Origin of the sequence: Shewanella sp. ENK2 (genome assembly GCF_043568515.1) — a bacterium.
In the GTDB taxonomy this organism is placed as follows: domain Bacteria; phylum Pseudomonadota; class Gammaproteobacteria; order Enterobacterales; family Shewanellaceae; genus Shewanella; species Shewanella japonica.
In genome coordinates this window covers 737,470-751,711 of the sequence record NZ_CP171406.1, presented here as the reverse complement: position 1 = coordinate 751,711, position 14,242 = coordinate 737,470, and the positions used below count along the sequence as shown (strand labels likewise).

The following is a 14,242-nucleotide window of genomic DNA, read 5'->3' as shown; positions in this document are numbered from 1 at the left end:
AATGGAACATTATATTAGTCTGTTAATTCGTTCAATATTCATTGAGAACATGGCATTAGCCTTCTTCTTGGGTATGTGTACCTTCTTGGCTGTGTCTAAGAAAGTCACAACTGCGATGGGACTTGGTGTAGCAGTAATTGTGGTTCTTGCCATTGCTGTACCAGTTAACCAAATCATCTATCAAGGTTTATTAGCACCCGGCGCACTCGCTTGGGCAGGTGTACCTGATGCAGATTTGAGCTTCTTGAAGTTCATTACTTTCATCGGTGTTATCGCTGCACTCGTACAAATTCTGGAAATGGCGTTAGATAAGTACTTTCCTCCTTTGTATAACGCGTTAGGTATTTTCTTACCATTGATTACCGTTAACTGTGCGATTTTTGGTGCAGTATCATTCATGGTTGAGCGTGACTACAACCTAGGTGAGAGCTTGGTATTCGGTATCGGCTCAGGTATTGGTTGGGCATTAGCAATCGTATTGTTAGCCGGTCTTCGTGAGAAAATGAAGTATTCTGATGTGCCAAATGGCCTACGTGGTTTAGGGATTACCTTCATCACTTCTGGTTTAATGGCGCTAGGTTTCATGTCGTTCTCAGGTGTCTCTCTTTAAGAGAGACCTTACGACGTATTACTTTGAACCTTAAAGGATAAGTTAATGGATATTCTTAACGCTACTCCAATAGATGTATATCTAGGTGTGAGTATGTTTACTGCAATCGTTTTGATCTTAGTATTAGTGATCCTATTCGCTAAATCTAAGCTGGTTGCAAGCGGTGATATCACTATCTCAATCAATGATGATAGCGACAAAGCAATTAAAACAGGTGCGGGAAGCAAGTTACTTGGCGCATTAGCTGATAACGGTATTTTCGTATCAAGTGCCTGTGGTGGCGGTGGCTCTTGTGGTCAGTGTCGTGTGAATGTGAAATCAGGTGGTGGTGATATTTTACCGACCGAGCTTGATCACATCAGTAAAGGTGAAGCTCGTCAGGGTTGTCGTTTAGCCTGTCAGGTTAACGTTAAAACTGACATGGATATCGAACTTGATGAAGAAATCTTCGGCATCAAGAAGTGGGAATGTGAAGTTATCTCTAACGATAACAAAGCAACCTTCATTAAAGAGCTTAAGCTACAGATTCCTGATGGCGAATCAGTGCCTTTCCGCGCTGGTGGTTACATCCAAATTGAAGCGCCAGCTCACCATGTTAAATATGCAGATTTTGATGTACCTGCTGAGTATCGTGGCGACTGGGAGCACTTTGGCTTCTTCAACCTTGAATCTAAAGTTGATGAAGAAACTATTCGTGCTTACTCAATGGCTAACTACCCAGAAGAGTTTGGAATCATTATGTTGAACGTGCGTATTGCTACGCCGCCTCCACGTAACCTAACTCTACCTTGTGGTAAAATGTCTTCGTACATTTGGAGCCTGAAAGAAGGTGATAAAGTCACTATTTCTGGTCCATTTGGTGAGTTCTTCGCAAAAGAAACTGATGCTGAAATGGTGTTTGTTGGTGGTGGTGCTGGTATGGCGCCAATGCGTTCACACATCTTCGATCAACTTAAGCGTCTTAACTCTAAGCGTAAGATGAGCTTCTGGTACGGCGCACGTTCTAAGCGTGAAATGTTCTACGTAGAAGACTTTGATGGCTTAGCTGCAGCAAATGAAAACTTCGAATGGCATGTTGCGTTATCTGATCCGCAAGAAGAAGATAACTGGGACGGATACACGGGTTTCATTCACAACGTATTGTATGAAAACTACCTACGTGATCATGATGCACCAGAAGATTGTGAGTTCTACATGTGTGGACCTCCAATGATGAATGCTGCTGTTATCGGTATGCTTAAAGACTTAGGTGTTGAAGATGAAAACATCTTACTCGATGACTTTGGTGGCTAATGTGCTAATCGTAAATGATTAGATATAATCCTAAAAGACATTGAACGTCATAAATTGCAGCTTGCTGACACGGAGGTCATCTTCGTTAAGTAAGCTGCATTTTTTTATGTTAGATAACCCTAATTTGAAGTTTGAGATGATTAATATTTCTTTTAAAGCACTGCTTGTATCTTTGGTTGTATTACTTCTAACTGCTTGTGGAAGTGAAGACGATATTGTGTCGTTATCGGGCAATACTATGGGAACGACTTACCACATCAAAGTGGTGAGAAATGATCGCTTACCGACCACCCAACTATTGCAAGCGGAAATCGACATTGCGCTTGAGTTAGTGAATGACCAAATGTCGACTTATCGACCTAAGTCAGAATTGTCTCGTTTCAATAAGCTGTCAGTAAACCAAAGCATCACTGTTTCGGAAGATACCATAAAGGTATTTAAAGAAGGGTTACGATTATACAATGTGACAGGTGGTGCGTTAGATATCACACTAGGCCCACTGGTTAATCTTTGGGGGTTTGGGCCAGACAAGCGCCCTACTGAAATACCAAGCCAAGAAACCATCGATATCATTAAAGCAAAGGCTGATATTCATGGCTTTACCATTAATGGGCTAAAGATTACTAAAACTAACCCCGACTTGTATGTGGATTTGTCTTCACTTGCTAAGGGTTATGGCGTAGATAAAATAGCTAACTTACTTAACAAGTATAAGGTAGCGGGTTACTTAGTTGAAATTGGTGGTGAGATCAGTGTTAAAGGTGTGAAGGATGATGGCTCACCTTGGCGTATTGCAGTTGAAAAGCCAACGACTGAGGGTGGCGTCATCCAGCAGGTCGTAGAACCTGGCAATATGGCTTTAGCGACATCAGGTGATTACCGTATTTATTATGAAGAAGAGGGTGAGCGATTCTCGCACCTCATCGACCCTAGAACGGGTTACCCAATTAAACACAAGTTAGCTTCAGTCACAGTATTACATCCTAGTAGTATGACTGCTGATGCGTATGCTACGGCAATGATGGTACTGGGTACCGAAGCATCGTTGGCACTTGCTCATGAGCAGAACTTACCAGTTATGTTGATTGAGAAAGATGACGACCATTACGAAGTCTTTTATAGTGAAGCTTACGGGCCTTATATTCAGTAAGTGGCGATTAAGCTTTATTGGCAATACAATGATAAAGAAGTATAAGTGAGAAATTATGATGAGTACCTTTATAGCGGCCTTTGTCGTGTTGTTATTATTTTTCCTATTAATGTCTGTTGGCTACATTATTAAGCGTAAAGCTGTAGAAGGTAGTTGCGGTGGTCTTGGTGTTCTTGGCATCGAAAAAGCTTGTGACTGCGATGATCCGTGCGATAAAAGAAAACGTCGAATGGCGGAATCTGAGCGTGAAGCTAAGCTAAATCAGAACCGTATTATTTAACCTGTATCTCATCGCGATACTCAAAGCGACTTAGCGGATCTAGGTTAATTAAATAGCCCAATGAGGTTTATCTCATTGGGCTTTTTTATGTCTGAAATAGTTTGTCATCTCATTCGATACAAAATTTACAAAAATCTTTTTAGGTAACATTTTACGATTATTCTGTGATCAAGCGCATGTAGCGTTTTAGTATTTTTAACCTATAACCGTGATTCCGTTGAAGTTAACGGTATTTAAACTGAAGTGAAACTAGTTAATAACCTAAGTTGTAATGATAATGATTATCACTAACCAAGTGCATGATTTTAAAGGGTATTTGTAATTAATGAACGTATGTACTATCCTGTTGGAAATTGATCCAGATCAATCTTGAATTAAAGGACAGAATTATGAAAGGCCACCCTAAAGTAATTAGTCAGCTGAATAAAGTGCTGACGTGTGAGTTAACTGCCATTAACCAGTATTTCCTACATGCACGCATGTTCAAACATTGGGGTTTAGAAAACCTGAATGAAAAAGAATACAAGAAATCGATTCAAGATATGAAGCATGCCGACAAGCTAATTGAGCGCGTGTTATTTCTGGAAGGATTACCCAATTTACAGCAACTCGATAAGTTACGTATTGGTGAGCATTGTGAAGAGATGCTTGATTGTGACGAGCAAGCGTTAACCGAGCAGCTTGTCGTACTGAAAGAAACCATCAAGTTGTGTGAAGCAGAGCGTGACTATGTGAGTCGTGATCTACTTGAAGATTTACTCGAAGATGAAGAAGAACATCTTGATTGGATTGAGTCTCAAAAAGAACTCATCAATCAAACAGGTATTCAAAATTACCTTCAATCACAAATTAAAGATTAATAGGAATTTAACATGAAAGGTCATCCAGAAGTTATTGCAGCGCTAAACGCACTATTAACCGGTGAATTGTCGGCGATGGATCAATATTTTGTTCATGCTCATATGTATGAAGATTGGGGATTTGATGAGTTATACACTCGTATTCTTCATGAATCAGACGATGAAAAAGCGCATGCTGCCAAGTTAGTACAACGTATTTTATTCTTAGAAGGTACTCCAGACGTTGCGAGTCGTGAAGCACTCAACATCGGTAAAGATGTTGAAGAGATGCTGAAAAATGATTTGAACTACGAGTATGCCGTTGCTGATCATTTACGTGAAGTCATTGCACTTTGTGAAGAAAAAGAAGATTTCCAAACTCGTGAAATCTTAGAAGTATTATTAGATGATACTGAATCAGATCATATGTACTGGTTAGAAAAACAAATTCGACTGATTGATCGTGTTGGATTACAGAACTATTTACAGACGAAAATGTAAAAAGTCACTGGTATTAACAAGCCCAACAATGTTGGGCTTTTTTGTTTTTGTACCAAGTTACTTGGTGAAAAGGTCACTATAAAAGGGCTTAGATAAAAAATGTGTAACAGACTCCTCCGTAACTAAATCACCATGTTAAATCGCAAACGCTTGTTGAAATTAGCTAATTTCGGTTCATTGATAAGCAGATTTGATTCAAATATCAGTGTTACTAGTGTTATTACACGGTACTGTTTATTTATACAGTGATTTTATCCACCTGCTATGATAAATTAATTAATCAGTTAATGAGCTAGAAAGAGCTTGCTTGAAAATGGTCCGTAAAATTATTCATATCGACATGGATTGTTATTTTGCAGCGGTGGAGATGAGAGACTTTCCAGAATTGCGTGGCAAACCCATAGCTGTGGGTGGCAGAAGCGATCGCAGGGGCGTGATCAGCACGTGTAATTATGAAGCTCGCCAGTTTGGTGTGCGCTCTGCTATGTCGAGTTATCAGGCGTTAAAATTATGCCCAGATCTCACTTTAGTGCCAGGTCGAATGGATGTCTATAAATCAATTTCCGTACAAATTAGAGCTATCTTTCATCGCTATACCGATTTAGTTGAACCTTTATCTTTAGATGAAGCCTATCTAGATGTCACGGACTGTCATGCCCACAAGGGCAGTGCCACTTTAATTGCTAAGGCGATTCGTCAAGAAATACTCGATGAAACCGGGTTAACAGCATCAGCAGGTGTTGCGCCCATTAAGTTTCTTGCCAAAATTGCTTCAGATTTAAATAAGCCCAATGGGCAGTATGTTATCCCTCCTGAAGATATTAACGCCTTCGTAAAGCCATTAACGCTGAATAAAATTCCTGGCGTGGGTAAAGTGACCTCGGCAAAGCTAGCCGCCCTTGGTCTAACAACTTGTGAAGACGTGCAACATTACCCAAGTGATAAACTGATTGCAGCATTTGGTAAATTTGGTCGAGTTCTGATTGAACGTGCGCAAGGTATCGACAATCGGACAATCAGCCCCAATCGAGTCAGGAAATCGGTCGGAGTTGAAACCACACTGGCACAAGATATTTTTACGCTTGATCAGTGCAATAATGTTATGCCGCAGTTAATTCAAGAACTCATTGCTCGAGTTCACCGCAGTGCAAAGGATAGGCAAATTCATAAGCAAGTGGTTAAGCTCAAGTTTAATGATTTTAAACAGACCACGATTGAACACCGTAGTGATGAAATATCATTGAACCTCTTTCATGATTTATTAAGCCAAGCTCTAGCGCGAGCAAATGGCAGGGGGATTCGTCTAGTCGGCGTGTCGGTCGGATTAGCTGATATTGAAATTGATACCAAAGATAAACAGTCGAACACTGAACAACTTGATTTAAACTTTTAAGCTGATGCGTATTTTACTGACTACTCGCTTCGCTTAAATGAAAAAGGCTGCCCTTCTCAATGAGAATGGCAGCCTTTTTGACGTTTTTACGAGTTAGTCTTTTGCTGGAATACGTTCAAGTACTGCAAGCAGTAACTCCCAGTATTGTCCAACGGTTGTGATATTAACCATTTCATCAGGACTATGCGGGAAGCGAATTGTAGGACCAATAGATACCATATCCATAGTCGGGTAAGGTTCTTTAAACAGACCACATTCAAGACCTGCGTGGATCACCATGATCGTAGGGTCTTTTTTATAAATGTCGTTATAAGTGTCACGAACTATCGCCATTACAGGTGAGTTATTATCAGGTTTCCAGCCAGGGTATGCGCCTGAAAGTTCGATACTTGCGCCTGATAAGTTAGCTAATGCTGTTAACTGAGTTTCGATTTCTTCACGACCGGAGTTTATTAACGAGCGGATAAGGCATAGGACTTCTACAGACTCATTTTCAGTGTTGATAACACCGACATTCAGTGATGTTTCTGTTACGCCTTCAACTTCATCACTCATACGCATAACGCCATTCGGGCAAGCATGAAGTAAGTCAATTAAGGTATTCTGCGCTTCTTCGCCGATGACCTTTTCTGGTGTCTCGATTGATTCAAGTGTCAGTAACATGTCAGGATCGGCAATCGATAGCTCTGCACGTACTAAGGCTTGGAACTCAGTAATCGCTTGTTCAAGTTTTATTTGGTTTTCGCTAGGTAACATAAAGCTGATATTCGCTTCACGAGGAATCGCATTACGTAATGAACCACCAGTAAAGTTGACTAATTCAAGTGCTAAATCGTCCGCATAAACGAATAGGAATCGTGCTAATAATTTATTCGCATTACCACGACCTAAATGAATGTTCACACCAGAGTGACCACCTTTAAGTCCCGACAAGGTTAATTTGAAGCTGGCATTGGTTTGCTCAGGGGCTTGCCACGACATCGGCACGCTTATTTGCGCATCGACACCGCCAGCGCAACCCATATAAATTTCGCCTTCCTGTTCAGAATCGGTATTAATTAAAATATCAGCATCAAGCATGCCTGCTTCGAGTCCAAAAGCGCCGGTCATGCCAGCTTCTTCATCAATAGTTAACAAGACTTCTAATGGGCCGTGTTTAATGTCATCAGCACCTAACACTGCAAGAGCTGATGCCATACCGATACCATTATCTGAGCCCAATGTGGTGCCGTTAGCTTTTACCCATTCACCATCGACATAGGCTTCAATAGGGTCTTTTTCAAAATCATGAACTTTGTCTGCATTCTTTTGCGGCACCATATCAATATGGGCTTGAAGTACTACGACTTTTCTATTTTCCATGCCTGGGTAGGCTGGTTTTTTGATGATAAGGTTACCGACCTTATCTTCAATAACGCTAAGATTTTTTGATTTTGCCCACTGTTGAATGTGTGCACTTAAAGCATGTTCAAACTTTGATGGATGCGGGATAGAACAAATTTGTTCGAACCATTGCCATAGTGGCTGAGGGTATAATTGATTAATCGCTGTCACGGAGACTCCCTTATAGTTATGAGGTGGGAATAGATGAACCACAGTTTACCATAATGAATTGTACAGACAGTGATCTGGGTGATTTGATTGTTCGAAACCTGACTAAAATCTGTAAATAAATATTAACCATTTTACAGAGTAAAAATATGTACTTTGCTCACTTATAGCCGCTATTATCAATGGATATAAAGCGCACTTAATTTCTCATACCTTACATAATAAAAATCAAAAGGAAGGCTCATGTTGCAAGCAAATGTTGTCGATGTAAAAAATGAAGATGCGATATTTGAAGGACAAGGCTGGGATGCCGTCATTGTTATCACCACTGACTTAAATGACATCAAACAAGATGAAATTAAATTGTTAGCCAGTCACGGCAAACAAATTGATAACCGTATTGGCCAAAGTGCCACCTTATTATTTGCTCCGGGGTTAGCGGGTGGAAGGTTAATCATTTCCCCTGTAAGTGCAGCGTCTAATGAATACAGTGATGTTAGCGTGTTTGCTAAAGCGGCGAGAGAAGGACTTGCTATTGCAAAAAGTGCAGGCGCAGTTAAACCGTTATTAGTTGTTAATCAACAAAACCAAAGCCGCTACCAATATGCTCAACAAGTGTCAGCTTTAGCTTGTGGTCAAGAGTTATGGCAATCACTAGAGTTAAGAGAGGCGACTCAAGCTGAAGGGCAATCTGTACAAGCATCAGTCACTGAAATTGGCTTGTTAATCAGTCAGTCTGAAGGTCATTCATTTAGTGATCTAATCAATGCTGTTGAAGCCGGTAAAATTTTAACTCGAGATCTGTGTGGTACAGAGCCTGAAAGAATGGCTGCCCCAGCTTTTGCTGATTATTGTGTTGATGCATTCACAGGATCTGGTTTATCTGTATCTGTAATAGAAGAGCAAGAAGAGCTTGAACGTGATTACCCATTACTTTGTGCGGTTGGACGGGCTTCTTTCTCGGTGCAAAGGCATCAACCACGCGTTGTCAAAGTTGAGTATGTGGGTGAAGGTACTATCGAAAAAACCTTATTCTTTGCTGGTAAAGGGGTGATCTACGACACCGGTGGTGCTGACATTAAAGTAGCAGGTGGTATGGCTGGCATGAGCCGAGATAAAGGTGGCGCTGCGGTAGTCGCGGGTTTAATGAAAACATTATCTATTCTAAAACCAAAAGGGCTGCGAGTCGTGGCCGAATTAGGGTTAGTCAGAAACAGTATTGGCAGTAATGCATTTGTCCCTGATGAAATTATTAAAAGTCATGCAGGCGTCAGAGTTCGCATTGGTAATACCGATGCAGAAGGGCGCCTAGTGTTGGCTGATTTATTGTCACACTTACGTATAAAAGCGACGACTGCAGTCAACCCGCAATTATTTTCTGTGGCAACATTAACTGGACACGTAGTACGTTGCTACGGCGGTTATACGGCTGTTGTAGAAAATGCTGTTGCAAAAAAAGTGGGTATTAGCCAAGACTTAGAACAAATATCAGCCTTATGGGGTGAATCATTTGAGGTTTCAAGGTTGCGAAGTGATGACTTTAATAAAGTGAATAATATTTCTGGAGAAGGCGAATTATTATCATCCAATAATGGCCCATCAGCCATTACTGCTCGAGGACATCAATACCCTGCTGCCTTCTTAATAAATGCAGCAGGCCTTGATAATCATGGGTTGAATTCGTCACAACCTATGCCGTTCGCTCATATTGATATCGCAGGTAGTGCAACAGAAGGACACCCTTTATATGGCAAACCGACAGGTGAACCTTTGGTAACTTTATTACAGAATGCGATAAAATAAGTATTTAGTTGTATTATTTTTGTTCAAGCACAATATGTAGTGGCTTTGTCACTTAGGTGACAAAGCTTAATATTTATAAAATGACTAGAAACTGTAATAAATTTCCTTTTTTAAGGTTTTTTTAAATAATTAAAATAATACTTGTAATTAAATTACATTTTGGTATTATTGTTCTCGTTGAAGAGCAACGGTGCTTTTCAATTCTAGTTAATCCAGGATGGATAAAGTCTCCAAGGAATCGAGTGATAAGTTGTCTCAACGGATTGAGAAAAGTAAGTTCCAAGGAACCGAGCCCAGCAAGACTAGGTTTTAAACAACTTTATTTGGAGTATTTACTATGTCTTATACAGGCAATCAATATATTTATTGGCAAAACACTTGGTTAAGTTCTAATGCTTTAGCTGGTGGTTTATATGCCATGACCTTCAAGGGCTAACCCATCCTTGATTGTAAGTTTGACCCGTATCAACCCTTTTTTCTGTCGTCTTTTAGACGAATTTAGACAAACGATAAATTAGTTCTCTATTGCTAATTTATATTGAAGTTTTATCACTTAATTGTGATGCAGTTTTCCTCTCCCCATACTGGAAAACTTTTTAACTTGTCAGCCTGCTCTTTGAGCAGGTTTTTTTTGCCTGCCTAACACGTCTTACTTCAAATCAAACGATTAAATTGTCTTTCTTACAAATATGAGTGTTTATAGTGTGAACATGGCTATACGCCATATAAATACCTATAATCGCGTTCATTAAAGTGTAATATTTTGATGTGCTTTCAGTCCGTTATTTGACCTTTAGCCCAATTAAATCACGCTTATTAACTCCCTTTTTTAAGGATTTACGTTTCATGTTAGAGAAACTGTTCAAGCTAAAAGAAAATCAATCTAGTTTAAAACAAGAAGTTATCGCAGGTACAACCACCTTTTTGACAATGGCTTACATTATTTTTGTCAATCCAATGATGTTAGCTGATGCTGGCATGGATCAAGGTGCTGTTTTTGTTGCGACTTGTTTAGCCGCTGCAATTGGTTGTCTTATTATGGGGTTGGTCGCTAATTATCCTATTGCTTTAGCTCCTGGAATGGGATTAAACGCCTTTTTCACTTACACCGTTGTAGGGGAAATGGGTTACAGCTGGGAAACAGCACTCGGTGCTGTGTTCATGTCTGGTATCTGTTTCTTAGTATTGTCGCTGGTAAAAATTCGAGAGTGGATTGTTAATAGTATTCCGATGAGTTTACGACTTGGTATTGCCGCAGGTATTGGTCTTTTTTAGCTTTTATTGGCTTAAAAGCAGCGGGAATAGTCGTGGCGAGCCCAGCGACCTTAGTTACCATGGGAGATATTACGTCGTTTCCGGCTGTGATGGCGGCACTTGGTTTTTTCCTCATTATTGCAATGGTACAGCGTGGACTTAAAGCATCGGTTATTTTGAGTATTTTCATTGTTACCATTCTTGGTTTGATTTTTGGTGATGTCACTTATGGCGGCATTGTGTCTATGCCGCCATCAGTTGCGCCGACATTCATGAAAATGGACCTGTCTAGCGTACTGGAAATCAGTATGATTTCGGTGATTTTTGCGTTCTTATTTGTCGATTTATTTGATACATCAGGTACGCTGGTTGCAGTTGCTCAGCGTGGTGGCTTTTTAGATGAGCAAGGCCGCCTTCCAAGAGTCAAGCGTGCATTAAGTGCTGACAGTTTGGCGACAGTGGCTGGTGCGACTTTAGGTACATCAACAACAACCAGTTATATTGAAAGTACAGCTGGGGTGAGCGCAGGTGGAAGAACCGGCTTAACCGCGGTTGTCGTTGGTCTTTTGTTTATTCTTTCTTTGTTTTTTGCCCCGTTAGCAGGGATGGTTCCAGCTTATGCGACTAGTGGTGCATTATTTTATGTTGCCATTTTAATGATGTCTGGATTAGTCAATGTGGAATGGGAAGATCTTACAGAAGCAGCACCAGTGGTGATAGTGTGCTTACTAATGCCATTGACGTTTTCTATCGCTAATGCGATAGGTTTTGGCTTTATCTCATATGCCGTCATTAAGGTATTAACGGGCCGCTTTAAGGATCTTAACTTAGGGATTTTATTCATCGCATTATTGTTTTTAGCTAAATTCATTTATGGCTAAAATGGTATGTAGCAGTCGTTATCGCGTGTAAAGCAATATTCGATGGCTTTGTTATGTTTATATTAAGGGTTATGCAATGCATAGCCCTTTTTTGTGCGTCATCTAAAATTTAACAGTGAATATATTTATCCCTAGTAATGGATAGCTGTTATTTTCTGTATTTATTAGGTATAAAAATCTTTCATTAAACAATTTTTGTTGGGATAAGGTACAAATGGGTTACCAGCGGATCGTAATCAAGTTAGGCACCAGTGTGCTCACATCAGGCAGCAGAAGCCTTGATAAAGCGCATATGGTTGAATTGGCTAGACAAATGGCTTTGTTAATGCGCTCAGGCGTTGAAGTCGTATTATGTACTTCAGGCGCAATAGCTGCCGGACGTGAACATCTGCAATACCCCGTACTTCCCGATACGATGCCCAATAAGCAATTGTTAGCAGCCGTAGGGCAAAGCCAGCTGATTTTAGCTTGGTCTGAATTGTTCAGCATATACGGTCTGCATGTCGGACAGTTATTACTGACTCGTGCAGACTTGCGAGATAGAGAGCGATACCTTAACGCTAGAGATACGCTCAACGCCTTGCTAGATAATAATATTATTCCAATCATTAATGAAAATGATGCGGTTGCGACTAACGAAATTAAAGTTGGCGATAACGATAATTTATCCGCTCGCGCAGCACTACTTTGTGACGCAGATTTATTAGTGTTATTAACGGATCAAAAGGGGTTATTTGATGCAGACCCTCGAACCAACCCTGATGCCAAGCTTATCTCGTCGGTAAAAAATATTGATGCTGATTTACGCTCGCTCGCTGGCGGGGCAGTTTCAGGGTTGGGCACGGGAGGAATGGCGACAAAGCTCGAAGCGGCTGACATTGCTAGACGTGCAGGCATTGAGGTCGTTATAGCTTCTGGGCATCATCTCAATGTCATCACAAAAGTGGCCAATAAAGAACCCGTAGGAACACATTTTAGTGCTATTGATAATCCGCTGGAAAGTCGCAAACAATGGATTTTAGCAGGTCCAGCATCAGAAGGGCGCTTAGTGTTGGATTCTGGCGCATCAGTTGCCGTCACACAAAACGGTAGAAGTTTATTATCAAAAGGCATTATAAAAGTAGAAGGCAAATTTGAGCGTGGTGCGCCAATAATGTTAGTAGATGAAAAAGGTAAGGTACTCGCAAAAGGGATGAGCCGATATTGTGCAAATGCTTTAGCTTTAATCGCAGGTAAACACTCAAACGAGATAGAAAGTTTACTCGGTTATAACTATGGCGTGGCCGTGGTACATCGTAATGACATGGTATTACTAGATGAATAATTTACAGGACGAAAAAATGTCGAATCAGCAATATTTGCAAACATTAGGTCAGCAAGCTAAAACTGCAAGTTTTCAACTAGCTAATCTATCAAGCCAACAAAAATCAGCCCTACTACATTGCATCAGCGAACAACTGACATTGAATACCGATGCGATATTATCTGCCAATGCTAAAGATGTCGCAGCAGCTAAGCAGAATGGGCTAACTGATGCGATGATTGATCGTTTATTACTTGATAAACCAAGATTGGCAGGCATTATCGCGGATATTGATAATGTCATTAATCTAGCAGATCCTGTTGGTAGTGAGTCGGCAAGTCAATTGTTAGATAATGGCCTACGCCTTACCCAACGCCGAGTCCCTTTAGGTGTCGTTGGGGTTATTTATGAAGCACGTCCCAATGTGACAGTAGATATTGCAGTATTAGCACTTAAAACGGGTAATGCAGTTATCTTGCGTGGCGGTAAAGAAACGCTCACCTCAAACCAAGTGTTAAGTGATGTCATTCGCCAAGCCTTGCGAATTCAAGGTTTGCCAGAAGATGCTGTGCAGCTGATTAATTCAACCGATCGCGAACTCGTTACGGGCTTACTGACATTAGATCAATATGTAGACATGATTATTCCTCGTGGTGGTCAAACTTTGCAGCGCTTATGTGCTGAAAAAGCCAGTATTCCTGTCATTTTAGGTGGGATTGGTATTTGTCATTTATACCTGGATAAAATGGCCGATCTCAGTCGCAGTGCAGAAGTGATCATTAACGCTAAAGTACAACGCCCTACAGTATGTAATGCGCTAGATACTTTGTTGATTCATGAAGCGATTGCTGCAGAATACTTACCTAGATTATTTGAAGAAATGGCCGCATTAGGGGTGAGTTTTTATACCTGTGATAAAACCAAAGCTTTAGTTGATAGCCCTACTTTTGAGCTACATTCAGCAACTGATGAGAGCTATTCTATAGAGTGGTTATCCTTGACCTTAGGTGTCAAAGTCGTCAGTAATATTGATGATGCTATTGAGCATATTAGAAAGCATTCAAGCGGACACTCAGAAGCCATTTTATCTGATGATATTCATGCAACGACCCATTTTTTGAATGAAGTTGATTCTGCTGCTGTGTATGTCAATGCCAGTACTAGGTTCACCGATGGCTCTCAATTTGGCTTAGGAGCTGAAGTTGCCGTAAGTACACAAAAGTTACATGCCCGTGGACCAATGGCGTTGGATGCATTAACGACCTATAAATGGCTTGCAACTGGCGATTACACAGCAAGAAAATGAGTTGGGGTTTCGACTTCGTTTTTATACAAAAAGCACTTCGGTGCTTTTTTTGTTTTAGCAATGTGGAAAAGCTAATGG

Annotated in this window: 11 protein-coding genes and 1 pseudogene; 11 read left to right on the top strand and 1 reads right to left on the bottom strand. The window is 40.6% G+C overall.

The genetic code is table 11. From position 1 onward, the window contains the following. Nucleotide 1 precedes the first annotated feature (1 nt). The 7 genes from nqrE (at nt 2) to dinB (ending at nt 6,066) form a co-directional block, all read left to right on the top strand. On the top strand, nt 2-610 hold the full coding sequence (gene nqrE / locus ACGEDC_RS03430) for an NADH:ubiquinone reductase (Na(+)-transporting) subunit E (protein ID WP_055023683.1): 609 nt from the start codon (nt 2-4) through the stop codon (nt 608-610). Between the two features lie 45 nt (nt 611-655). After that, the gene (gene nqrF, locus ACGEDC_RS03425) at nt 656-1,903 is read left to right on the top strand and encodes an NADH:ubiquinone reductase (Na(+)-transporting) subunit F (protein WP_055023684.1); all 1,248 of its coding nucleotides are present in this window, start codon (nt 656-658) and stop codon (nt 1,901-1,903) included. Between the two features lie 136 nt (nt 1,904-2,039). Beyond that, nucleotides 2,040-3,053 (top strand): FAD:protein FMN transferase, encoded by a 1,014-nt coding sequence (locus tag ACGEDC_RS03420; RefSeq protein ID WP_394496435.1) that lies wholly within the window; start codon nt 2,040-2,042, stop codon nt 3,051-3,053. Between the two features lie 58 nt (nt 3,054-3,111). After that, nucleotides 3,112-3,333, top strand: a complete 222-nt coding sequence (nqrM, locus tag ACGEDC_RS03415; RefSeq protein WP_055023787.1) for a (Na+)-NQR maturation NqrM — start codon at nt 3,112-3,114, stop codon at nt 3,331-3,333. Between the two features lie 389 nt (nt 3,334-3,722). Next, the gene (gene bfr / locus ACGEDC_RS03410) at nt 3,723-4,193 is read left to right on the top strand and encodes a bacterioferritin (RefSeq protein WP_055023686.1); all 471 of its coding nucleotides are present in this window, start codon (nt 3,723-3,725) and stop codon (nt 4,191-4,193) included. Nucleotides 4,194-4,205: 12 nt separating this feature from the next. Next, the gene (gene bfr, locus ACGEDC_RS03405; protein WP_055023687.1) at nt 4,206-4,673 is read left to right on the top strand and encodes a bacterioferritin; all 468 of its coding nucleotides are present in this window, start codon (nt 4,206-4,208) and stop codon (nt 4,671-4,673) included. A 313-nt stretch (nt 4,674-4,986) separates the two neighbouring features. After that, the gene (gene dinB, locus ACGEDC_RS03400) at nt 4,987-6,066 is read left to right on the top strand and encodes a DNA polymerase IV (protein ID WP_372037576.1); all 1,080 of its coding nucleotides are present in this window, start codon (nt 4,987-4,989) and stop codon (nt 6,064-6,066) included. Between the two features lie 93 nt (nt 6,067-6,159). On the opposite strand, the gene ACGEDC_RS03395 is transcribed toward dinB, so the two are convergent. Next, the gene (locus ACGEDC_RS03395; protein WP_394496431.1) at nt 6,160-7,620 is read right to left on the bottom strand and encodes an aminoacyl-histidine dipeptidase; all 1,461 of its coding nucleotides are present in this window, start codon (nt 7,618-7,620) and stop codon (nt 6,160-6,162) included. Between the two features lie 240 nt (nt 7,621-7,860). Between ACGEDC_RS03395 and ACGEDC_RS03390 the strand changes: the two genes are divergently transcribed. The 4 genes and pseudogenes from ACGEDC_RS03390 (at nt 7,861) to ACGEDC_RS03375 (ending at nt 14,164) form a co-directional block, all read left to right on the top strand. After that, a complete protein-coding gene (locus ACGEDC_RS03390; RefSeq protein WP_394496429.1) occupies nt 7,861-9,420 on the top strand; it encodes a M17 family metallopeptidase in 1,560 nt (519 codons plus the stop codon). An 846-nt stretch (nt 9,421-10,266) separates the two neighbouring features. Next, a pseudogene (locus tag ACGEDC_RS03385) lies at nt 10,267-11,555 on the top strand (NCS2 family permease). Between the two features lie 214 nt (nt 11,556-11,769). Beyond that, a complete protein-coding gene (gene proB, locus ACGEDC_RS03380; RefSeq protein ID WP_055023692.1) occupies nt 11,770-12,879 on the top strand; it encodes a glutamate 5-kinase in 1,110 nt (369 codons plus the stop codon). A 16-nt stretch (nt 12,880-12,895) separates the two neighbouring features. After that, on the top strand, nt 12,896-14,164 hold the full coding sequence (locus tag ACGEDC_RS03375) for a glutamate-5-semialdehyde dehydrogenase (protein WP_394498227.1): 1,269 nt from the start codon (nt 12,896-12,898) through the stop codon (nt 14,162-14,164). Nucleotides 14,165-14,242: the final 78 nt, after the last annotated feature.